Below are 21728 nucleotides of genomic sequence, written 5' to 3' on the forward strand. Positions count from 1 at the left end.
CCAGCTTTAGCGACCACGAAGCTTACGTCCACCGCCCGCGCGGCAAATATTTCAGCGTTTGGGATAAGTTGGGTCGGGGATGTTCGACACCGCCCGGTCGATCTCGGCCTCGACGCCGTCCAGCGCCTTCATGATGCCGGGCAGGGCCTTGATCATCGCCTGAGCGCCGGCCTGCATCATACGGCCCGATTGCGTAGCCTTTGCCTCGACCTGCCGTTCGGCGTCGGGGCCGCCGATGGCGTCGCGAACGCGGCGATCGCGGTCGGCGGCAGTCGGCTCGCGCCCCTCGACGGCGGCCTCAACCTCGCCCACCGGCATGTCCATCAACGCCTTGGTCAGCGCGCCGGCCACCTTGCCCAGCTTGTCGGCCATGGCAGGGTCGCTCAGCTCGCGCGGCAACTCCGGCGCCGGGGCGGCGGTGGCAGGCAGGGCGATGAGGGCGAGGGGTAGGGCAACAACAGCAGCGCGCATGACGAAACTCCCGCGAATCGCGTGGCAGGTCAGCAGCTTATAGCGATCGGTACGCTTGCGGCAGGCTGAACGGCCTAGCGCATGCCCAGCCATACCAGCGCGGCCGCGCCGGCGATGATGCGATACCAGGCAAAGGGCGAGAAGCCGTAACGCTGGATGATCGCGACGAAGGCTTTGACGACCACCACCGCGACCACGAAGCTGACCAGCGCGCCGAGCAGGATCAATTGGCCCATGCCCGGCGGCATGTCGTGGCCATGCTTGTACAGCTGCAGCGTCGTCGCGCCCGTAAGCGTCGGGACGGCAAGGAAGAAGCTGAACTCCGCCGCGGTCTTGCGGTCGACGCCCATGCCCATCGCGCCGAGGATGGTCGCGCCTGATCGGCTGACGCCCGGGATCATGGCAAGGCATTGGACCAGGCCGATGCCGATCGAATGCTTGAGGGTGACATTGGCGACCCCGCCCTTGTCGGTCGGCTTGGCCAGCTTCTCGACGATCAGGATGGCGACGCCGCCGATGATCAAGGCCCAGGCGACGATGGTCGCGCTGCCGAGCAGCGTTTCAAGATAGTCGCCGAACGCCAGCCCCAGCACCACGGCCGGGATGAAGGCGACGATGAGGTTGCGCACGAAGCGCCATGCACTGGGCTCCGCCTTGAACATGCCCTTCAACACGTCGAGGAAGGTGCGCCAGTAGAGCACGACGATGGCCAGGATCGCACCAGGCTGGATCGCGACGTTGAACAGCGCCCATTTGTCGGCATCGAACCCCATCAGCTCGGTCGCGAGGATCAGGTGCCCGGTCGAGCTGACGGGCAGATATTCGGTGACGCCCTCGACGATGCCGAGGATGATGACGAGCCAGAGGATGGGCATGGCTTACGCGGTCGCGCGCGGAGCGAAGCGGCCGCCGGTGCGGAAGCGGCCGAGCCATTCGCCCGCAACCGATCCAAGCGCCGTCGGCGCGATGCCGAAGGCCTTGAGGTCGGTGCCGCCCTTGGCGACGACATTGTCCTTCTGCAGCATGATCCACTGGTCGCGGGTCAGCGGCGCGCCGGGCAGGAAGCCGAGGCTGGCCATGGCCGAACCGGCAAAGTCGGGCAGGTCGACGATCTGCGGCGACTGGCCCGACAGGTCGGCGATGGCGCCGACCAATGCACGCATGGTCATGACGTCGGGTCCGCCCAGTTCGTAGGTCTTGCCGCCATGCGTCTTGGGATCGAGCGCCGCGGCGGCGATCGCCTTGCCAAGGTCGGCGGCAAAGATCGGCTGGAACCGGCTATTCGGCGCGACCACCGGCAGCACCGGGAATCTGGCGAGGCCGGCGAAGCGATTGGTGAACTGGTCTTCCGGCCCGAACACCACGCTGGGGCGGATGATCGTCGCCTTGGAATAGGCTGCACGGACCGCTTCTTCGCCCATGCCCTTGGTTTTCCCGTAGCCGGATTCGCTGGCGGCATCGGCGCCGATGGCGCTGACATGGACGAAGGCCGCGCCGTTGGCCTTGGCGGCCTCCGCGATGGTGCGCGGGCCGCCGACATGGATCGCCTCAAGGTCGCCCTTGAATACCCCGACCAGGTTGACGACCGCATCGGCTCCTTCGACCGCCAGGGCGACCGTGGCCGGCTTGGTGACGTCGGCAGCGATGGTCTGGACCATGCCGACCCCGCCCAGCGGCTGCAGGAACCAGGCCTTGCGCGGATCGCGTTCGGCAACGCGGATACGGGCACCGGCCTTCAGCAGCGCTTCGCAGACATAGCGGCCGACAAAGCCGCTGCCGCCGAAAACGGTGACGAGCGGTGGGATTCCGGGGTTGGCCATGGCGAACGCGAGTCCTCTTGAAAAACGAACGGAAAATGCGCTGCGTCCTTGGGCCAAGCGGCTTTTCTTCGCAAGGGGCGATGCGGCCTGTTGACAGACCCCCGCGCCGCCCCCTAGAGGCCGCCGCCTACCGAGCGATGCTCCTGTGCCCAGGTGGCGGAATTGGTAGACGCACCGTCTTCAGGTGGCGGCGCTGGAAACGGCGTGGAGGTTCGAGTCCTCTCCTGGGCACCATCATCACGCACAGGATTGCCGGGGGCAATCCGAGCATGATGATCATTTCATGACCCCCAATTCAAACCTTTGAAATCGCGTCGCGCCATTGGCTCAGCCGCGCGTCCCGGGTGGCGCCATCCATCCGCGGTTCGAATCGCTCGAGCTTTCCGCGCATCGCCGACGTCGCGCAGGCGAGGTCGGGATATAGGCCGCAGCCTACCGCCGCCAGCATCGCCGCACCGAGCGCGGTGGTTTCGACGTTGGCGGGGCGCTCGACCGGCAAGCCGGTGATGTCGGCCAGGTCCTGCGCCAGCCAATTGTTGGCGATCATGCCGCCGTCGACGCGGATGCTGTCCCAGACGATGCCGTCTTGGCGGTATGCCATCATCAGGTCGTGGATCTGGTGCGACTGCGCCTCAAGCGCGGCGCGGACGATATGCGCCTTGGTCGTAGCGAAGGTCATGCCGGTGACCAGCGCCCGAACATCGGCCCGCCAGTGCGGTGCGCCGAGCCCGGACAGGGCAGGGACGAAGCAAACGCCGCCATTGTCGGGCACGGAAGCCGCCAGCGCCTCGCTTTCGGGCGCGGTGACGATGAGGCCGAGCGAATCGCGCAGCCATTGCATCAGGCTGCCGGCGACGAAAATGCTGCCCTCAAGCGCATAGGAGCGTCGTCCGTGCTGCTGAAGCAGGACGGTGCCGAGCAGGCGGTGGGCCGACGCCGGCGGTGTATCGCCGGCATTGGTCAGGATGAAGGCGCCGGTGCCGAAGGTGGCCTTGGTCGCCCCGACGGCGAGGCAACCCTGGCCAACGGTCGCCGACTGCTGGTCGCCGATCATGGCAGCGATGGGGATGGCGCGGCCGAACAGAGATGGGTCGGTCTGGCCGATGATGCCGAGGCTGTCGACGATGGTTGGCAGGGTGGCGGCGTCTACGCCGAACAGCGCGCACAGCTCCGCGTCCCACCCGCCGGTCAGGCCCATCAACATGGTGCGGCTGGCGTTGCTGGCGTCGGTGGCGTGGGTCCGCCCGCCGGTCAGTTTCCAGGCGAGAAAGCTGTCGATGGTGCCGAAGGCGAGTTGGTCGCAGGCGGCGACGGCGGGCTCGTTTTCCAGCAGCCATTCCATTTTCGACGCGCTGAAATAGGGGTCGAGCAACAGGCCGGTCTTGCGCTGGATGTCGGCCTCGTGCCCCGCCTCGCGCAATTCGGCGCAGCGGGCGGCGGTACGGCGGTCCTGCCAGACGATGGCGCGGGTCAGTGGTTCGCCGGTGCTCCGGTCCCAGGCGACGACGGTTTCGCGCTGGTTGGTGATGCCGATGGCCGCAATGCAGTCCGCGCCGCCGACCGAGGCGATCGCCTCGCGTGCCACCGCCAGCGTGCGGTCCCAGATTTCGGACGCATCCTGTTCGACCCAGCCGGGCTCCGGATAATATTGGGTCAGCTGGGCCTGCACGGTGGCGACCGGCGTGCCATCGATGTCGTAGACGATGGCGCGGGTCGACGTGGTCCCTTCGTCGATGACAAGGATGCGGTCGGCCATCCGGTCAGCCCCGGCGCATCCGGTCCTTCATCATTTCGAACACCGACGGGTAGAGCGGGCGGTTGAATTCGACCCCCGCAATCCACTCTTTCACCCAGCGCACCTTGCCCTCGATCGTCTCAAGGCCGGGCAGCGACAGGAAGATGGCATCGCCAGCCTGGACATGGACAGGGACTTCGACGCGGCATCCTTCGGGCGAGAAATCGAGGATCGGGGCGCGGTAGCGGTGATCCCCGGGCCGACGAATGTCGATATCCGCCTTCAATTCGTGACGATCCGACTTACGATCCCGTTGATTGTCGTCCACTCACATCCCCCATCTAGGCCGAGCGCGACGACTATACGCCTTCTGTGGCCGCCCGGAAGGGGACGCGTGACAGACACGGCAGAATTGGCCTAGCGTTACCGATATGCCGCTCTATTCCTTCCGCGATACGGCCCCGACCCTTGGCGAGGGCGCCTGGGTGGCGCCGTCGGCCGACCTGATCGGCGATGTTCGATTAGGTGCGGGTGCCAGCGTCTGGTTCGGCGCGGTCATTCGCGCCGACAACACGCCGATTGTCCTCGGCGACGGGACCAATTTCCAGGACGGGGCGATGGGGCATAGCGACCCGGGCTTCCCGCTGACCATCGGCGCGCGCGTTACGGTCGGGCATCATGCGATCCTCCACGGCTGCACGGTTCATGACGAAGCGCTGATCGGCATGGGATCGCGCATCCTCAATGGGGCGGTGATCGGCGAGCAGTGCATCGTCGGGGCGGGTGCGCTGGTGACCGAAGGCAAGACCTTCGAGCCGCGCAGCCTGATCGTCGGTTCGCCCGCGCGGGCGGTGCGGACGTTGACCGACGAGCAGGTCGCAATGCTGCGGCTGTCGGCGCTGCACTACTGTGAAAAGGCAGCCGCCTATGCCGCCGAATTGCGGTTACACGGCTGACACTTGAAAGGGGGGCGGGCGACGCGCCATCTTCCCGATCATGATCGACATCAGACCCTTCGAAACGCTCGGCCACGCCAACCACGGCTGGCTCGATGCCCGTCACCACTTCAGCTTCGCAAGCTATTACGAACCGGCCCGTATGGGCTGGGGCGCGATCCGCGTGTGGAACGACGATACGATCGCGGCCAAGAGCGGCTTCCCGCCGCATCCGCACCGCGACATGGAAATTGTCACCTACGTCCGCACCGGCGCGATCACCCATCAGGATTCGATGGGCAACAAGGGCCGTACCGGCGCCGGCGACGTACAGGTGATGAGCGCCGGTCGCGGCGTCCAGCACGCCGAATATAACCTTGAGGACGAAGCCACGACGCTGTTCCAGATCTGGATCGAAACCGACCGGCCGGGGGTCGAGCCCGGCTGGGGGCAGATGCCCTTCCCCAAGGAAGCGCGCGAGGGGAGTTTCCAGCTCCTCGCCAGCGGTAATGCCGACGACGACGCGCTGACAATCAACGCCGACGCCAAGATCCTCGGTGCGACGCTCAAGGCCGGAACCAGCCTCGACTATACGGCGAATCCCGCGCGGCACCTCTACCTCGTCCCGTCGGCGGCCGTGACCGTGAACGGAGTCGCTGCCAAGGCCCGCGACGGAATCGCCATCACTGGCGAAGGCAGCATCCGGATCGAAGCGGAAGCCGACGCGGAATTGGTGCTGGTCGACGCACGATAGGCGCCTAACCCCTTGCCCTGCCGCGATGTTCGCGCCAATAGCGGCTCGTCATCGCGCGGGCGCCAGGGGGCGGAGCCGGGCGATGTCGATCCCAACAACGGGTGAGGCGGGGACATGACGGCTATTCGCCGGATCAGGATGAAGGCACGTGGCGCGGCGCTGGCCGTCGGCGCCCTGCTGGCCGTGCCCGCGACGGCGCAGAATAGCGAACAGCCGGTCGACGTCACCGCCGCGCCGCCGCCCTCGTCCGGGACGGTCGGGCCTTCGCAGCTGCGCGACTTCAGCATCGGCGGGCAGGTCAGCCGCCCTGTGCCGCAGCCGGCCCAGCCGGTGCCGGCCCCGTCAAGCGCCACGCAAGCGCCGCCGGCCGACAACCCGCCGGCAAGCAGCAGGCCCGAGCGACCGACGGCCGGTCGGGCGGTTGCGAGCCCGGAAACGCGCCAGGCCGCGCCGCAGTCGCCGCCGACGCCGTCGACCAACCGGGCCACGGCAACGCCTGACGTCGAAGCGCCGACTGCCGCCGCCACGGACAGCGTCGATGTCGCGCCGCCCGAAGCGGCCGCGCCGGCGCCGGTGACCGCGGAACCGACAAGCGTCACCGCTTCGGGACTATCGCCGTGGCCGTGGCTCGTCGCGCTGCTTGCGGCGCTGGGTGCCGGGGCGTTCTGGTGGTTCCGCCGCAATCGCGATCGACGTTACGCCGACCCGGGTCGAATGGCGTTCGCCGCCGCCGGTGCCGATGTCGCGACGATGCCGTCCCCGCGCGCCATCCCAACCCCGCCGACGCCGGCGCCAAAGGCGCCTGCTCAGCCGCCGGTCGCGGCCCCCGTCGCGCCGCCGGTCCCAGCACCCGCGCCGGCGCCCAAGCCCAAGTCGGACGGCCTCATCACGTCGAGCGCCCTGAAGCCGGCGATCGAGCTGCGCTTCGTCCCCGACCGGGTCGTGATCGATGGCCGCGACGCCATCGTCCAGTTCGACGTCATCGTCGCGAACGTCGGATCCGCGCCCGCGCGCAACATCCTGGTCGAAGCGCTGATGGTCTGTGCCAGCCCGACGCAGGACCAGGAAATCGCGGAATATTTCCGCCGCCCGAATACGCTGGGCGACCGCATCCCTGGTATTGCGCCGATGGACAGCCTGACCCTGAAGAGCGCGGTCAAGCTGCCGCTCGACGAGGTAAAGAGCTTCGAGGCGGGCGGCCGCAAATTGTTCGTGCCGCTGGTCGCGTTCAACGTGGTCTACGGGGCGAGTGACCAGCAGGTGTCGGCCAGCTTCCTGGTCGGACGCGGCAAGGAAGGCGATGCCAAGCTTGCGCCATTCCGGCTCGACCTCGGACCGCGCATTTTCCGCGGCCTCGCGGCCCGGCCGCACAGCAGCGGCCTCAGCGCCGCCGCCTAAACCGCGGTTCCCACATTGTTGTAGCTGTGCCAGGCGAGCACGGCGGCAGCGCCGCGATGCGGACGCCACGCTTCGGCCCATTCGCGCAGCTGCTTTTCCGATGGCCGCTCGTCGAGGCCCATCAGCTTGCCGATCTCGATCTGCACCGCAAGGTCGCCCGCCGGAAAGGCATCGGGCCGACCCTCGGCGAACAGCAGGTAGATTTCCGCGGACCAGCGGCCGATGCCCTTGATCTTCGTCAGCTGGGCAATTGCTTCTTCATCGTCTTCGGGCAGGTGGGCGAGATCGAGTTCGCCCGACAGGACCAGCCCGGCGAGGCTGCGCGCATAGCCCGCTTTCTGGCGCGACAGGCCGGCTTCGCGCAGTTCCTCGTCGCTGGCGGCATTTAGCGCGGCCAGGTCGACCGGCTGGCCGAACTTTGCGATCAGCTTGTTCCACATCGAACGGGCGGCGGCGACGCTGACCTGCTGGCCGACGATGGTGCGCAGCAGCGTTTCCACGCCCGGATCGCTCATCCGCGGTTCGGGATGGCCATGAATTTCGAGCACCCGCGCAAAGCCGTCATGAAAGCCGGCAAGCGCATCGCAGCTGGCGTGCAGGCTTTCGCGCGTGCGGACCATCAGGCGACGCTGGCCGCGTAGAGCGAAATGGCGGCGGCATTGGACACGTTGAGGCTTTCGACGGCGTCACTGATCGGCAGTTTCGCCAGCGCGTCGCAATGTTCGCGCGTGTTGCTGCGCATGCCCGGACCTTCGGCGCCAAGCACCAGCGCGACCCGCTGCGGGCCGAGCGCGTCCTTGAGGTCGGTGTCGGCCTCACCGGCGAGGCCGATGCGCCAAAATCCAGCCTCGGCGATTTCCTCCAGTGCACGGGCGAGGTTGACGACGCGGACCCACGGCACGCGTTCGAGCGCACCCGAGGCAGCCTTCGCCAGTGCACCGCCTTCAGGCGGGGAATGACGGTCCTGCGTGACGATCCCGATCGCACCGAAAGCGGCGGCCGAGCGAAGGATCGCGCCCACATTGTGCGGGTCGGTGACCTGGTCGAGCACCAGCAACGTCGCCTTTTCCGGCGCGTCGGCAAGGACGTCGCCGAGCCACAAGTCTTCCAGCGGCTCGACCTCTATCACCACGCCTTGGTGCGGCGCGTCGTGGGGCACGAGGCGGGCGAGGTCGGTCACCTCCGCCATGGTGACCATGACGTCGGGCGGGAACTGCATGAAGTTCGCTGCCTCGCGCGTCGTCCACGCTTTCAGGACGCGGCGGTCAGGATTGTCGAGCGCCGCCGCGACGGCGTGCTTGCCCCAGAAACGCGGCCGGTTGGGGTTGCCGCCGCCCTTGTGCTTGTTCTTGCGAGCCATGACTGCCCCCTAGCTCCGACCACGGCGCAAGGGAAGCGGCAGCCTAGTTGGCGGCGTCCAGCGAATAGCCGGCCGACCGCACCGTGCGGATAAGGTCGGGCTCGCCCATCGCCAGCCGCAGGCGGCGGATATGGACGTCGACGGTTCGCAGCTCGATCTCCTCACTGTGCGGCCAGACGGTGTCGAGAAGCTGCTGGCGGCTGAACACCCGGCCCGGATTTTCGAGGAAGTGGCGCAGCAGGCGATATTCCGTCGGCCCGAGCTGCAGCGTCACGCCGTCGCGCTTCACGCGGTGGGCGGTGAGGTCCATCTCGATCCCGGCATAGGCCAGCGCACTGGCGGCCAGCGCCGGGCGCACGCGGCGGAGCACGGCCGAGGCACGGGCGATCAGCTCCTTCGGGCTGAACGGCTTGGTCAGGTAATCGTCGGCGCCGGTTTCGAGCCCGCGAATCCGGTCGTCCTCTTCACCGCGTGCCGTCAGCATGATGATCGGCACGTTGGCGGTCGTCTCGCGACGGCGCAGGCGGCGGCACACCTCGATCCCGCTGATCCCTTCGATCATCCAGTCGAGCAGGATGAGGTCGGGCCGGGTTTCCTCGGCCAGGATAAGCGCTTCCTCGCCGTCGCCCGTGCGGGTGACGGCATAGCCGGCGCGGTCGAAATGGAAGGTGACCAGCTCAGCGAGCGACCGGTCATCCTCAACAAGAAGCAGTCGCTTGACACCCACCGGTCTTACTCCGCTTTCTGGTCCAGCGGATCGGCACCCTTGGGCCGGTCCACATAATGTTGGCCGGTCGCCGCGTAATAGACCATTTCCGCGATGTTGGTCGCATGGTCGCCGACGCGCTCGACATTCTTGGCGATGAACATGAGATGGGTCGACTGCCCGATGTTGTTCGGGTTCTCCATCATGTAGGTCAGCAGCGTCCGGAAGATGCTGTTGTAGAAATCGTCGACCGCCTGATCGCGCTCAATCACCTTCACCGCCGCTTCGGCATCGCGGTTGACGAATGCGTTGAGCACATCGTGCACCATCTCCGTCGCGATGCGCGCCATTTCCGGCATCAGCGACAGCGGCTCGATATTGCCGACGCTGTCGATCAGCGGAATGCGCTTGGCGATGTTCTTGGCGTAATCGCCGATACGTTCGACGACGCCCGAAATCTTCATCGCGGCGACGACGTCGCGAAGGTCGCCGGCCATCGGCGCGCGCAGCGCGATCAGTTCGACCGAGCGCCGCTCGGTTTCGATTTCCAAGGCGTCGAGCTTTTTGTCCTCGATCACGATGCGTTCGGCGCCGTCGAGGTCGCGCTGCTGAAGGCAGCGCATCGATTCACGAATGGCATGTTCGGCCAGCCCGCCCATCTGGCTGATGAGCGCGCGCAGCCGGTCGAGATCGTCGTCGAACGCCTTGAGGGTATGTCCGCTGGTGGTCGCCATGTTACTCGCTCCGATCAGCCGTAGCGGCCGGTGATATAGTCCTGGGTCCGCTGCTGGCGCGGGTTGGTGAAAATCTCTTTGGTCTTGCCGTATTCGACCAGCTCACCGAGGTGGAAGAAGGCGGTCCGCTGCGACACGCGCGCGGCCTGTTGCATGTTGTGCGTGACGATCGCGATCGCGTAGCGGCCGCGCAGTTCGTGGATCAGCTCCTCGATCTTGGCGGTTGCGATGGGGTCGAGCGCCGAGCAGGGCTCGTCCATCAGGATCACCTCGGGGTCGACCGCGATGGCGCGTGCGATGCACAGCCGCTGCTGCTGGCCGCCCGACAAGGCGGTTCCGCTGTCGTCGAGGCGATCCTTGACCTCGTCCCACAAACCGGCGCGCTTCAGCGACTTTTCGACAATTTCGTCCAGTTCCGATTTACCCGCGGCGATGCCGTGGATCTTCGGGCCGTAGGCGACATTGTCGTAGATCGACTTGGGGAAGGGGTTGGGTTTCTGAAACACCATCCCGACCCGCGCGCGCAGCTGCACCACGTCCATCGACGGGGCGTAGATATCTTCGCCGTCGAGCGCGATCTCGCCGGTCACCCGCGCGCCGACGATGGTGTCGTTCATGCGATTGAGGGTGCGCAGGAAGGTCGACTTGCCGCAGCCCGACGGGCCGATGAAGGCGGTGACCTTGTCGTCATGGATGTCGATGTCGACGCCCTTGATGGCTTCCTTGTCGCCATAGAAAACGCGCACGTCGCGTGCGGTCATCTTTGGCGCACGATTGTCGAGGGCCGGTTCGGCGGTCTCGGTCGGGGTTGGGGCGATGGTGTCGATCATGTCCATTCCTGCCTACCAGCGGCGTTCGAATTTGTTGCGGAGATAAATGGCCAGCCCGTTCATCAGCAGGACGAACACCAGCAGCACGATGATCGCGGCGCTGGTGCGTTCCACGAACGACCGGCTGACTTCGTCCGACCACAGGAAAATCTGCATCGGCAGGACGGTCGCTGGGTCGGTGACGCCTTGCGGCGGCGTGGCGATGAATGCGCGCATGCCGATCATCAACAGCGGCGCGGTTTCGCCCAGCGCGCGGGCCATGCCGATTATGGTGCCGGTCAGGATACCGGGCAGCGCCAGCGGCAGGACATGGTGGAAGACGACCTGCATTTTCGACGCGCCGACGCCGAGCGCCGCGTCGCGGATCGACGGCGGCACCGACTTGATCGCGTTGCGGCCGGCGATGACGATCACCGGGAAGGTCATCAGCGCCAGCGTCATGCCACCGACCAGCGGCGACGAACGCGGCATGTCGAGGGTATTGAGGAACAGCGCGAGTCCGAGCAGACCGAAGATAATCGAAGGCACAGCGGCAAGGTTGTTGATGGTCACTTCGACCACGTCGGTCCAGCGGTTCCGCGGCGCGAATTCTTCGAGGTAGAGCGCCGACAGCACGCCGATCGGGAAGGCGATGCCCATCGTCACGATGATGGTCAGGAAGCTGCCCTTCAGCGCCCCCCAGACACCGGCCATTTCGGCCTCGGTCGAATCCGAATTCATCAGGAAGTCGAGCGACAGGCCATGCGCCCCCTTGCTGAGCATCGTGACCAGCAGGAAGGCGAGGAAGCCGATGCTGATGGCGACGGCAAGCAGGCCGAGCAGCTTGAAATTGCGTTCAGCGGCGTAGCGGCGGGCGATGCGCTTTTGCATCGCGGCACCGGTCCAGCGCTGCGTCTGTTCGATGCTAGTCATACGCTTCCCGATATTTGCGCACGACCCGCAGCGCGACGAGGTTGAGGATCAGCGTAACTATGAACAGGATGAGGCCCAGCGCAAAGGCGGCAAGCGTCTTGGCGCTGTCGAATTCCTGGTCGCCGGTCAGCAGCTGTACGATCTGCACGGTGACGGTCGTGACGCTCGCGAACGGATTGGCGGTAAGATTGGAGGCGAGCCCCGCGGCCATCACCACGATCATCGTTTCGCCGATCGCGCGGCTGACAGCGAGGAGAATGCCGCCGACGACGCCAGGCAGGGCGGCAGGCAGCAGCACCTTCTTGATCGTTTCCGACCGCGTGGCGCCAAGCGCCAGGCTGCCGTCGCGCATCGATTGCGGGACCGCGGTGATGCTGTCGTCGGACATCGAACTGATCAGCGGGATGATCATGATGCCCATGACGAGACCCGCGGCCAGCGCGCTTTCGCTTGAGGCGCTGGTGATGCCGATGCCGACGGCCAGGTCGCGAATGGCCGGGCCGACGGTCAGCGCGGCGAAATAGCCGTAGACCACGGTCGGGACGCCGGCGAGTATTTCGAGCGTCGGCTTGATCCAGCGGCGCGCGGTGGAGGGGGCGTACTGGGTCAGATAAATGGCGCTCATCAGGCCGAGCGGCACCGCGACGATCATGGCGATGATCGCGCCAATGAAGGCCGTACCCCAGAACAGGCCGATCGACCCGAAGCTGCCCGGGTGTCCGGCCGGACTCCACACCGATCCGGTGAGGAACTGGAAGATGCTGACTTCCTTGAAGAACAGCAGGCTTTCGAACAGCAGCGACAGGATGATGCCCAGCGTGGTCAACACCGCCACCATCGAGGCGGCGACCAGCAGCGTCATCACCCAGCGTTCGACCGCGGTCCGGGCGCGGAATTCGACGCCGCTGCGACGTGCGGCCAGAAAGGCGCCGGCAGCCGCGAGCAACGCGGCGACCAATGTGCCGGCCCAACCGACCTTGGCCGACTGGCTTTCGATGATCGGGGCCAGCGCGTTGGCTTCAGGATAGATGCCCACGGTCTTGGCGCCGCGGGCGATATCGTTCGCTTCGGCCAGGATCGCGTTGCGCTGCATGTCGAAGGCGGGAAGCGCCTGACCCGCAGGCGACGACAGCACGGCCTGATTGACGATCGACTTGCTGATCGGCGCCCAGGCGGCGACGAACACAAGCGCGGGGAAGGCCGACCACAACAGGACGTGGACGGCGTGGTAGATGGGAAGGCTGTTCAGCTTGCCGCCGCCGGCACGCAGGCCCGCCGCCCGTTTCCGGACGACGGCGCCTGCGGCCAATGCGATGGCCAGAACCGCGAGGATCGCGATCAGCGTCATAAGGTCTCGCGGCTCTCTCTTCGCTTACTTGAGCGTCGAGGGGTCGAGCGGCTTCAGCGCGGTCGCTTGCGCGGTCGCTGCGCCGGCGTCGGCACCGGCGAAGGGAACGAGGCCCTTCTTTTCGAGCGGACCGCCCGTGCCCCAAGCCTTCGAATAGGCTTCGATGAACTTCTTCATCGCCGGCTTCGCGGCCAGATGCTCGCCCTTCAAGTAGACGTAAAGCTTGCGGCTGCCCGGGTAGCTGAGGTCGGCAATGGTCGCTTCGGTCGGGAGCACGCCCTTGAGGGCGACCGGCTTCACCTTGTCGGCATTTTCCTCGAGGAAGCTGTAACCCAGCACGCCGAGCGTGCCCGGTTCCTGGCTGACCTTCTGCACCAGCAGATTGTCGTTTTCGCCGGCTTCGACATAGGCGCCGTCGGTGCGGATGCCGGTGCAGATTTCCTTCTGCTTCTTTTCATCCGACTTCTTGAGATCCTTCATCGCGGTGTCGCTTTCGCAACCCTTGGTGAGGATGAGGTCGGCCAAGCTGTCGCGGGTGCCGCTGGTGGTCGGCGGGCCCATGACCTTGATCGCAATGGCAGGAAGCGCCGGATTGACGTCCTTCCATGTCTTCGCTTTGTTCGGACCCTTGCCGAACGGATTGGCGGCCAGCGCCTTGTAAATGTCGTCGACGGTCAGATTGAGGCCGGGGCCGTCCTTGCCTTCGATGAAGGTCAGGCCGTCGATGCCGATCGGCACTTCGATGATGGTCTTCGCGCCATTGGCGGCGCAGGTTTCATACTCGCTGGCCTTAAGCTGGCGCGAGGCATTGAGCATGTCCGGGAACTTGTCGCCGATGCCCGCGCAGAACAGCTTGGCGCCCGCGCCCGTGCCGGTCGATTCGACGACCACGCGCGTGCCGGCATTGTCCTTCATGAACGCTTCGGCGATGGCAGTGGTGAACGGGTAAACGGTCGACGAGCCGACAATCTTGATGTCGCCGCCAGCCGCATTCGAGTCGTTGCCGCCGCAAGCCGCAACCAGCGCCACCAGCGGCAGCGCAACCATCAGTTTCTTCATCGTAAAAAGCTCCCTCATGGCCATCCTTCAGGCCGATTGGCTAGCTCGCTGGACTGCCAATGCTGGCTCCCTGTGACGGCAAGGTTACGGTTTCGTGACAGCGTCCGGTTCGGCAGCTGGCAAATCGACCTGCACGGCAGTCCCCGCCCCGGGTTTCGAGCGGATGCTCATCAGGCCGCGATGACGTTCGACGATATGTTTGACGATCGCCAGGCCCAGCCCCGTGCCGCCCGAATCGCGACTCCGCCCCGGGTCGACGCGATAGAAGCGTTCGGTAAGGCGCGGCAGATGCTCGGGCGCGATCCCGTCGCCATAGTCGCGGACCGACACCCGCACCCGCTGACCGAGGCGAGTGACCTGCACATCGATTCTGGTCGACCGTTCGTTGCAGCCGTAACGCAGCGCATTCCCGATCAGATTGTCGACCACCTGCCCCAATTGCCCCGCATCGCCGATGACGACGTGCGGACCGCCATCGGCATCGAGGCCGATCGTCGCATTCTTCTGATCGGCAAGTTCGGCCATGTGCTGAATCGATGCCTTGGCGATATCGTCCATTTCGACCCGGTCCGACGGCATGCGGTAGCGCTCGGCCTCGATCCGCGACAGGCTCATCAGGTCGTCGACGATGCGCTGCATCCGCCGCGCCTCGCGGTTGATGGTCTCGCCGAATCGCACCCGGAGTGCCTCGTCCAGCGGGCCGGGCTCGGCCAGCGTTTCGCCGTAACCGATCAGCGTGGCGAGCGGCGTGCGCAGTTCATGGCTGGCGTTGGCGACGAAGTCGGTCCGCATGCGCTCCGACGCGACGATGCCGCTGCGGTCGGACAGGCGGACTAGCAATAGGCGGCGGCCTATATTGTTGATCTTCATCTGCCATGGGCGGTCGGCCGATCCGATTCCGACCAGGTCGATCGATGCCTCGCGCCCCGCAAGGATGAAGTCCAGCGCCTGGGGATGACGGATGGCGATGCGGACGTCGCGCCCGATGATGGCGTCGCCGAGGAGGGAGCGGGCGGCAAGGTTGGCGGCATCGACCGTACCATGGTCGATGATCAGGGCCGGCTCGCCCAACGCGTCGAGCAGGGCAGCAAGGAATGGCGTCTGTCGCGACATGGGGCCGTCATAGGGGCGGACGTCGCCGCCGACCAGCCACTGAACGTCAGGTCGCCGGCGTCAGCTCGGCGGCGCTGTTGCGGCGATGGGCGCGCCAGGTGCCGACGATCAGCGCCAGCAACATCGGGTAAATCCAGAAACGCTCCGCGGCCGCATAGACCCGCGGGATGAGGTCCCAGTGGATCGCCTTCATCGCGTGCGACATGACCGACGTCAGCTGGAACCCGGCCACCCACAGCGGCCAGAAGCGCGACGACATAAGGGCGACGCCGACGAAACCGGCGAGGGCAGCGACGTCGACCATGAACAGGCCGGTTTCCATCCCCTCGAACCGTTCGGTCGGGGGGGAATAGACCAGGACCGTAAGGACGGACGCGGCGACGATGATCGACATGACCAATCGTTCATCGCGCGAACCGCGGCTCAGGGCGAAGGCCGAAACCGCCAGGAGCAAAATCCAATAGGCGAGGGGGCTAAGCATCCAACGATTCCTCATGCATCATCTTCATGCCGCCCCCCCGAAATCCCTTGTTACGCTACGATCCGCAGGCCGGCCTGGCCGGTGGCCGGCGGGCATTCGGCGCCTTCGCCAAGACCGGTCGTGCGAAGGCCCGGGACAAGCTGCGTGGTCTGTTTCAGGATGCCGTGGCAGCTTGCCATGCCGCCGCGCGCGGTGACCAGAGCCATCGTCGCCGATGCCAGCTGCTCCATCGCTTCGTGACCGGTCGACGTCGCAACGCCGGCCACGGCCCGTGCGCGAATCATCCGGCCCTGCAGTTCGGCGATTTCGGCGAGCGCATGTTCGATGGCGTCTTCCACTTCGCGCACCTGGGTCGCGACTTCGAAGGCTGCGTTTTCGATCAATTGTTTGCGCATGTCAGTCTCCTTCCGGTCGACGCCGCCCCGACGGCGTGCTGGCTGTCCCAGCGAGCGGAAGGCGCCTAACCCTGAAGGAGTCGCGAAAGGCTTTCCAGTCCGGCCAGATACATGCCGACGGAAAAGGCCGATCCGATCGCGATCAGGAAGATCCAGAGGAGCCTCTGGCCAACGCCCATCTCATTGCTGGGATGGCTTCTTGTTGCGAACGGCATTTGCAGGGGAGGCCGGGACATTCCCGATCTCTGCTCGGTTTTGACACCGGGAGGTCCAGCCTCCCCCACACGATCAGCGTGCCGAATCTGATTGCTGACCGCCCCGGCTTGGTGTCCGTTTGCCGGGTCGGGGTCGATGTGCGGCGATTGATGTATCAACCGCTGATATGCGTCCTTCGCTGGATCTAGAACGGCGGCGACCATGCGCGCCGCCTCGCCGCGCCGCTCGACGCCCAGTTTTTCCAGGGCGCCGCGGATACGCTGGTCCACGGTGTGCGGGCTGATGCCGAGCTTGAGGGAGATTTCCTTGCTGCTGAGATGCTGGTCGACCAGCAGAAGACAGTCGATCTGTCCCTGGGACAGGCGGCCCACACGAGCCGCGTCCTCACCGCCATCAAAAGGCCGGACCCCAGAAAAACCGTCTGTAGGCACCTGCATCACCTGCTTTTACTCACTCTTTGCTACAAACACGCCCCTACGCGGCGATGCTCATTTACGGTGCTTTTTATCCGAAAGCGAGAACGGCACCAAATAAACTCGGATAACGTAGGGTAAACCGGGTTTTATCCGCGAAGAAGCGGGATCGATCGATTTCGAATGATTTTGGAAGAGTGGTGGACAGGGCTGGATTCGAACCAGCGTACGGGAAACCCGGGCAGATTTACAGTCTGCTGCCTTTAACCACTCGGCCACCTGTCCAGATGGGCCATGTCCATGACCGCAGATGGCGGCCGGCACGGCTGGTGGCGCGCTCCTTGGCGGGCGCGACGCGGACTGTCAACCGGCGGGTTCGGGAAATGCTGAATAGTCGACCAAGTTTTTAGTCGGGAGCCAAAGTCGCCGCTAGGCCTTGGCCTAGCGCGCTCCAAAATCGAAAAGTCCCGCGGACATTTGCGCAGGTCGCCCTTCGCTGCGCTCTGGCGCTCCAAAATCAAGACTGCCCCCGTCAGTCAGGATTTTGGAGCGGGTGAAGGGAATCGAACCCTCGTCGTAAGCTTGGAAGGCTTCTGCTCTACCATTGAGCTACACCCGCTCGCGCTCGTTCGAGCGTCCGGCGCCTTTGCCATTGCTTTCGCCAAGCCGTCAACCGGGAACGACTCACGGCCTGAACGATTGAATCGGATGCGAATCGAAATGGAGACATGTCATGGCGGCGCGGCCGAGTTGGCGCGGGCAGATCAAGCTGGCGCTGGTATCGATCCCGGTGGAAATCTATCCGGCAACCAAGGCTGGACGATCGATCGCCTTCCACCAGGTCCATGAACCGTCGGGCCAGCGCGTTCGCTATGAGAAGGTGGTGCCCGGCATCGGTCCGGTCGACCGCGACGAGATCCTCAAAGGCTATGAGGTCGAAAAGGGCGAATATGTCCTTCTCGACCCCGAGGAGATCGAAAAGGTCAAGCTGGAGAGCCGCAAGACGCTGGAGCTGACGCAGTTCGTCGACCTCGCCGAGATCGATCCCATCTATTACGACAAGCCCTACTTCGTCGTGCCTGCGGACGATCTTGCCGAAGAAGCGTTCGTGGTGCTTCGCGAGGCGCTGAAGAAGACCAAGAAAGTGGGCATCGGCCAGTTGGCGATGCGCGGGCAGGAATATGTCATCAGCCTGAAAGCCTGCGGACGCGGCATGGTGCTCGAAACGCTGCGCTACGCCGACGAGGTCAACAAGGCGTCGAGCTATTTTCGCGACATTGGCGATGCAAAGCCCGACGCGGACCTGCTCGAACTGGCCGAAACGCTGATCGAGAAGAAGGCGAGCGACTTCGACGCCTCCGAATTCCACAACCGCTATGTCGATGCGCTCAAGGCACTCATCGCCGAGAAGCAGAAGAAGAAAGGCAAGCGCATCATCCAGGACAATAGTCCGGATGCGCCGGCGAAGGGCAGCAATGTCGTGGACCTGATGGCGGCGCTCAAAAAGAGCATCGAAAGCGGCAAGCCCACCGCGAAGCCGGCCGCCAAGAAGGCCGCGGCCAAGAAAGCGGCGCCGTCGCGCAAGCGGGCGTGACGCAAGTGGCGCGCAAGCTCGATATCGATACCTACAACGCCAAGCGCGACTTCACGAAGACCACCGAGCCCAAGGGTCGCAAGCTAAAGGGCAAGGGCAACAGCTTTGTGGTACAGAAGCATGAAGCGTCGCGGCTGCATTGGGATTTTCGGCTGGAACTGGACGGCGTGCTGAAAAGCTGGGCGGTGCCGAAAGGTCCAAGCCTTAATCCCGACGACAAGCGGCTGGCGGTGCGCACCGAGGATCATCCGCTCGATTATGCCGGGTTCGAAGGCACGATCCCCGACGATGAATATGGCGGCGGGACCGTGATGCTGTGGGACCGGGGCACCTGGACGCCGGAACCGGGCAAGGATCCGTCGAAAACGATCGAGGAAGGGCATCTCCATTTCCGTCTTGATGGCGAGCGAATGAAGGGCGACTGGGTGATGTTCCGCCTGAAGGGACGACCGGGCGAACGGCAAGAGCCGTGGATGCTGAAGAAGGTCGACGACGATTTCGCCGGCCCGGGCGAAGAACTGGTCGAACGCTGCCTGACCAGCGTCGACACCGGTCGGACGATGGAAGAAATCTCTTCCGGCAAAAATGTGGGCCGCAAAAAAGTTATCGGCAGGAAAACGTCGGTGAAGTCGTCTGCCTTCCGGCCGGTGCAGTTGGCGACCCTAGTCGATGCCGTGCCGTCCGGAAGCGACTGGATCCACGAATATAAATATGACGGTTACCGGCTGCTGCTTGCCACCGGCGACGGAGCGGCAACCGCCTTTACCCGCAACGGCAAGGACTGGTCGGAACGGTTTGCCAGCATCGTCGCCGCTGCCGCCGCGCAGCTACCGCCGGGCTGCCTGATCGATGGAGAGGCCGTCGCGCTGGACAAGGACGGAAAGCCGGACTTCGCGCTGCTCCAGGCCAGCCTGAAGGATGACGGGTCGGCCGACCTCGACTTTTTCGCCTTCGACCTGCTGGTCGACCAGGGCGAAGACATCGCCAAGCTGCCCAACATCGAACGCAAGGCGCGCCTCGCCGCGTTGATGCAGCGGGCCGCGCGCCCGCTCCATTATGCCGACCATATCGTCGCCAAGGGCGAAGAGCTGTATCGTGCAATCTGCGCCGAGGGCGGCGAGGGCATCATTTCGAAGAAGGCCAGCGCAGCCTACTCCGGGCGGCGCGGCCGCAACTGGCTGAAGATCAAGTGCATCAACCGCCAGGAATTCCTGATCGCCGGATGGACCGCGAGCGACAAGAAGCGCGGCTTCAAGTCGCTGATCCTCGCCACCCGCGACGGCAAGGCGCTCCGCTACGCCGGGAAGGTCGGCACCGGCTTCACCCAGGCGCTGATGGACGAACTGCGCGACAAGATGGCGTCGCTTCAAACCGAAGCGCCGGCCATCGATGTCCCCCGCGCCGATGCGCGCGGCGCGACATGGGTGCAGCCGTCGCTGGTGGCGGAAATCGCCTTCACCGAATTCACGCCTGCCGGGACGCTGCGCCACCCCAGTTTCATCGGCCTGCGCGAGGACAAGCCTGCCGCGACGGTCAAGCGGGAGAAGGCCGAACCGCTTTCCACGACTGAGGTCGCGGCGGACCGCTTCGGCGTCAGGATCAGCAGCGAAGACCGACAGATCTTCCCGGAAGCCGAGCTGACCAAGGGCGATCTTGCCGACTACTATGCCAAGGTCTCAGCTATCTTCCTGCGCGACGCCGCCAAGCGTCCGATGACGTTGGTCCGCTGTCCGCAAGGCCGCGGCAAGCAATGCTTTTTCCAGAAACACGACACCGGCGGGCTGGGCGAGCATGTCCATCACGTCCCGATCAAGGAGAAGGACGGGACCAGCGAAGATTATCTGTGGTTCGACGACCCGCGCGGCGTATTGGCCTGCGTGCAGATGGGCACGATCGAATTCCACGGCTGGGGTAGCCGGATCAAGCCGCTGGAAAAGCCTGACAGGATGGTCTTCGACCTCGACCCCGACGAAGGGCTCGACTGGGACTTCGTGCGCAGAGCGGCGAAGCGATTGCGAGAGGTGCTGGCGGATATCGGACTGGTCAGCTTTCCGATGCTATCGGGCGGAAAGGGCGTGCACGTCGTCGTTCCGCTCGACGCCGGCGCGGCCTGGCCCAAGGTGAAGGATTTCGCCGAGCGCTTCAGCCGCGCCATGGCCGAGGCGGAACCCGACCTGTTTACCGCCAACATTCGCAAGAAAGAGCGCAAGGGCCGCATCTTCCTCGACTGGCTGCGCAACCAGCGCGGGGCGACGGCGGTGATGCCCTATTCGGTTCGTGCGCGGGAAAATGCACCGGTAGCTGCCCCGATAAACTGGTCCGAACTGGACAAGATTTCCGGCGCCAACGTCTACACCATCAAGGATGCCGACCTGTTGTTGAGACGCGCGGCGTCAAAGTCGCTCGCCGGCTGGGGCGAGGCCAAGCAGGCGCTGCCCGATTATTGACCGGCGAAGCGGTCGGTCGCGCGCACCAGCCCGTCCGTGATCCCCGGTTCGGTGTAGAGATGCCCGCCGTCGGGCACGATCTGAAGGTCGACCTCCGGCCACGCCTTCTCAAGATCCCATGCCGCCGCGGGCGGGGTGCAGCAGTCGTGGCGACCTTGGACGATCACGCCGGGGATGCCCTTCAGACGGTCCGCGTTGGCGAGCAACTGCCCCTCGTCGAGCCAGCCTTTATATTTCATATAATGGTTCTCGATCCGCGCGATCGCGATGGCGTGGCTGTCCTCGGTGAAATCGGCCAGCATCGCTTCGTCGGGCAGCAGGGTGACGGTGACGCCTTCCCACATGCTCCAGCGCTTGGCGGCTTCGAGCTGGACGGCTTCGTCGGTGCCAGTCAGCCGCTTGCGATAGGCTTCGACCAAGTCGCCGCGCTCGGGCTCGGGAATGAAGCCGACGAACTTCTCCCATTCTTCAGGGTAGAGCTCCGACGCGCCATATTTGTAGAGCCAGTCGACCTCGCGCTGGCGGAACAGGAAAATGCCGCGCAGCACCAGCTCGGTAACGCGATCCGGATGCGACTGGGCGTAGGCGAGGCTTAGGGTCGAGCCCCAGCTGCCGCCGAAGACCATCCACTTTTCGACGCCCATGACCGAAGTGCGCAACCGCTCGATATCTTCGACCAAGTCCCAGGTCGTGTTGTCGTCCAGGCTGGCGAACGGCGTCGAACGACCGCAGCCGCGCTGGTCGAAGAGCAGGATGTCGTAGCGCGTCGGGTCGAACTGGCGGCGCTGGCCGGGGCTGATGCCGGATCCGGGACCGCCGTGCAGGAAGACGACCGGCTTGGCGCCCTTGGTCCCGCAGCGTTCCCAGTAGAGCGTGTGCCCGTCGCCGACGTCCAGCATGCCGCTGTCGTAAGGTTCGATGGCCGGATAGAGGGTGCGGCGCTCGTTCATCAACTTCCCCGTTGCACAAAAAAGGCGGCGGATGCGTAGCGCACCCGCCGCCCCAAG

General features: G+C 65.3%; 23 protein-coding genes and 3 tRNA genes. 6 read left to right on the plus strand and 20 right to left on the minus strand.

What is annotated here, in order from left to right; genetic code table 11:
* Window positions 1-51 precede the first annotated feature (51 nt).
* The 3 genes from G570_RS04280 to G570_RS04290 all read right to left on the minus strand — a co-directional run bounded on the left by G570_RS04280 (window position 52) and on the right by G570_RS04290 (window position 2291).
* A complete protein-coding gene (locus tag G570_RS04280; RefSeq protein WP_156930316.1) occupies window positions 52-471 on the minus strand; it encodes a hypothetical protein in 420 nt (139 codons plus the stop codon).
* 74 nt (window positions 472-545) lie between these two features.
* Window positions 546-1346: an undecaprenyl-diphosphate phosphatase gene (locus G570_RS04285; RefSeq protein ID WP_037499512.1), complete on the minus strand. Its 801-nt coding sequence runs from the start codon at window positions 1344-1346 to the stop codon at window positions 546-548.
* Window positions 1347-1349: 3 nt separating this feature from the next.
* Window positions 1350-2291: a complex I NDUFA9 subunit family protein gene (locus G570_RS04290; protein WP_037499515.1), complete on the minus strand. Its 942-nt coding sequence runs from the start codon at window positions 2289-2291 to the stop codon at window positions 1350-1352.
* A 147-nt stretch (window positions 2292-2438) separates the two neighbouring features.
* Between G570_RS04290 and G570_RS04295 the strand changes: the two genes are divergently transcribed.
* Window positions 2439-2525, plus strand: a tRNA-Leu gene (locus G570_RS04295).
* 61 nt (window positions 2526-2586) lie between these two features.
* On the opposite strand, the gene G570_RS04300 is transcribed toward G570_RS04295, so the two are convergent.
* Together G570_RS04300 and G570_RS04305 are read right to left on the minus strand one after the other, a co-directional pair.
* Entirely contained in the window at window positions 2587-4047 is a 1461-nt protein-coding gene (locus G570_RS04300; protein WP_037499518.1) for an FGGY family carbohydrate kinase, read from the minus strand.
* Between the two features lie 4 nt (window positions 4048-4051).
* The gene (locus G570_RS04305; RefSeq protein WP_037499521.1) at window positions 4052-4354 is read right to left on the minus strand and encodes a PilZ domain-containing protein; all 303 of its coding nucleotides are present in this window, start codon (window positions 4352-4354) and stop codon (window positions 4052-4054) included.
* A 103-nt stretch (window positions 4355-4457) separates the two neighbouring features.
* On the opposite strand from G570_RS04305, the gene G570_RS04310 reads away from it, so the two are divergent.
* The 3 genes from G570_RS04310 to G570_RS04320 all read left to right on the plus strand — a co-directional run bounded on the left by G570_RS04310 (window position 4458) and on the right by G570_RS04320 (window position 7113).
* Window positions 4458-4982 carry a gamma carbonic anhydrase family protein gene (locus G570_RS04310; RefSeq protein WP_037499524.1) on the plus strand — a complete coding sequence of 175 codons (525 nt, stop codon included), beginning with the start codon at window positions 4458-4460 and terminating at the stop codon, window positions 4980-4982.
* 40 nt (window positions 4983-5022) lie between these two features.
* A complete protein-coding gene (locus tag G570_RS04315; RefSeq protein WP_037499527.1) occupies window positions 5023-5715 on the plus strand; it encodes a pirin family protein in 693 nt (230 codons plus the stop codon).
* Window positions 5716-5829: 114 nt separating this feature from the next.
* On the plus strand, window positions 5830-7113 hold the full coding sequence (locus G570_RS04320; RefSeq protein ID WP_156930317.1) for a superantigen-like protein SSL4: 1284 nt from the start codon (window positions 5830-5832) through the stop codon (window positions 7111-7113).
* Here the strand turns inward: G570_RS04320 and G570_RS04325 are convergent.
* The 14 genes from G570_RS04325 to G570_RS04390 all read right to left on the minus strand — a co-directional run bounded on the left by G570_RS04325 (window position 7110) and on the right by G570_RS04390 (window position 17299).
* On the minus strand, window positions 7110-7733 hold the full coding sequence (locus G570_RS04325) for a DNA-3-methyladenine glycosylase family protein (protein WP_037499532.1): 624 nt from the start codon (window positions 7731-7733) through the stop codon (window positions 7110-7112). The genes G570_RS04320 and G570_RS04325 overlap by 4 nt on opposite strands.
* A complete protein-coding gene (gene rlmB, locus G570_RS04330) occupies window positions 7733-8473 on the minus strand; it encodes a 23S rRNA (guanosine(2251)-2'-O)-methyltransferase RlmB (protein ID WP_037499534.1) in 741 nt (246 codons plus the stop codon). Before rlmB ends, G570_RS04325 begins: the two co-directional genes overlap by 1 nt.
* Window positions 8474-8516: 43 nt before the next feature.
* Window positions 8517-9200 (minus strand): phosphate regulon transcriptional regulator PhoB, encoded by a 684-nt coding sequence (gene phoB, locus G570_RS04335; RefSeq protein ID WP_037499535.1) that lies wholly within the window; start codon window positions 9198-9200, stop codon window positions 8517-8519.
* Window positions 9201-9205: 5 nt separating this feature from the next.
* Window positions 9206-9913 (minus strand): phosphate signaling complex protein PhoU, encoded by a 708-nt coding sequence (gene phoU, locus G570_RS04340; protein WP_037499536.1) that lies wholly within the window; start codon window positions 9911-9913, stop codon window positions 9206-9208.
* Between the two features lie 14 nt (window positions 9914-9927).
* On the minus strand, window positions 9928-10674 hold the full coding sequence (gene pstB / locus G570_RS04345) for a phosphate ABC transporter ATP-binding protein PstB (RefSeq protein WP_051504514.1): 747 nt from the start codon (window positions 10672-10674) through the stop codon (window positions 9928-9930).
* An 81-nt stretch (window positions 10675-10755) separates the two neighbouring features.
* Window positions 10756-11655: a phosphate ABC transporter permease PstA gene (gene pstA / locus G570_RS04350; RefSeq protein ID WP_084607518.1), complete on the minus strand. Its 900-nt coding sequence runs from the start codon at window positions 11653-11655 to the stop codon at window positions 10756-10758.
* Complete coding sequence (pstC, locus tag G570_RS04355; protein WP_037499538.1) at window positions 11648-13003, minus strand: phosphate ABC transporter permease subunit PstC; 1356 nt, start codon at window positions 13001-13003, stop codon at window positions 11648-11650. The genes pstA and pstC overlap by 8 nt, the downstream gene beginning before the upstream one ends.
* Window positions 13004-13027: 24 nt before the next feature.
* The gene (locus G570_RS04360) at window positions 13028-14062 is read right to left on the minus strand and encodes a substrate-binding domain-containing protein (protein ID WP_051504024.1); all 1035 of its coding nucleotides are present in this window, start codon (window positions 14060-14062) and stop codon (window positions 13028-13030) included.
* Window positions 14063-14146: 84 nt separating this feature from the next.
* Window positions 14147-15175 (minus strand): ATP-binding protein, encoded by a 1029-nt coding sequence (locus G570_RS04365; protein WP_051504025.1) that lies wholly within the window; start codon window positions 15173-15175, stop codon window positions 14147-14149.
* Between the two features lie 46 nt (window positions 15176-15221).
* Complete coding sequence (locus G570_RS04370; protein ID WP_156930318.1) at window positions 15222-15656, minus strand: hypothetical protein; 435 nt, start codon at window positions 15654-15656, stop codon at window positions 15222-15224.
* 50 nt (window positions 15657-15706) lie between these two features.
* Window positions 15707-16051 (minus strand): hypothetical protein, encoded by a 345-nt coding sequence (locus G570_RS04375; protein WP_037499542.1) that lies wholly within the window; start codon window positions 16049-16051, stop codon window positions 15707-15709.
* Window positions 16052-16116: 65 nt separating this feature from the next.
* Window positions 16117-16704, minus strand: a complete 588-nt coding sequence (locus tag G570_RS13095; RefSeq protein WP_051504026.1) for a helix-turn-helix domain-containing protein — start codon at window positions 16702-16704, stop codon at window positions 16117-16119.
* Between the two features lie 174 nt (window positions 16705-16878).
* A tRNA-Tyr gene (locus G570_RS04385) sits at window positions 16879-16965 on the minus strand.
* Between the two features lie 260 nt (window positions 16966-17225).
* Window positions 17226-17299: transfer RNA gene (locus tag G570_RS04390), tRNA-Gly, on the minus strand.
* Between the two features lie 114 nt (window positions 17300-17413).
* Between G570_RS04390 and ku the strand changes: the two genes are divergently transcribed.
* The gene (gene ku / locus G570_RS04395; protein WP_037499544.1) at window positions 17414-18274 is read left to right on the plus strand and encodes a non-homologous end joining protein Ku; all 861 of its coding nucleotides are present in this window, start codon (window positions 17414-17416) and stop codon (window positions 18272-18274) included.
* A gap of 5 nt (window positions 18275-18279) precedes the next feature.
* On the plus strand, window positions 18280-20721 hold the full coding sequence (gene ligD / locus G570_RS04400) for a DNA ligase D (RefSeq protein ID WP_037499547.1): 2442 nt from the start codon (window positions 18280-18282) through the stop codon (window positions 20719-20721).
* Here ligD and pip read toward each other — a convergent pair.
* Window positions 20715-21671: a prolyl aminopeptidase gene (pip, locus tag G570_RS04405; RefSeq protein WP_037499550.1), complete on the minus strand. Its 957-nt coding sequence runs from the start codon at window positions 21669-21671 to the stop codon at window positions 20715-20717. The genes ligD and pip overlap by 7 nt on opposite strands.
* Window positions 21672-21728: the final 57 nt, after the last annotated feature.

Source organism: Sphingomonas jaspsi DSM 18422 (assembly GCF_000585415.1).
GTDB lineage: Bacteria > Pseudomonadota > Alphaproteobacteria > Sphingomonadales > Sphingomonadaceae > Sphingomicrobium > Sphingomicrobium jaspsi.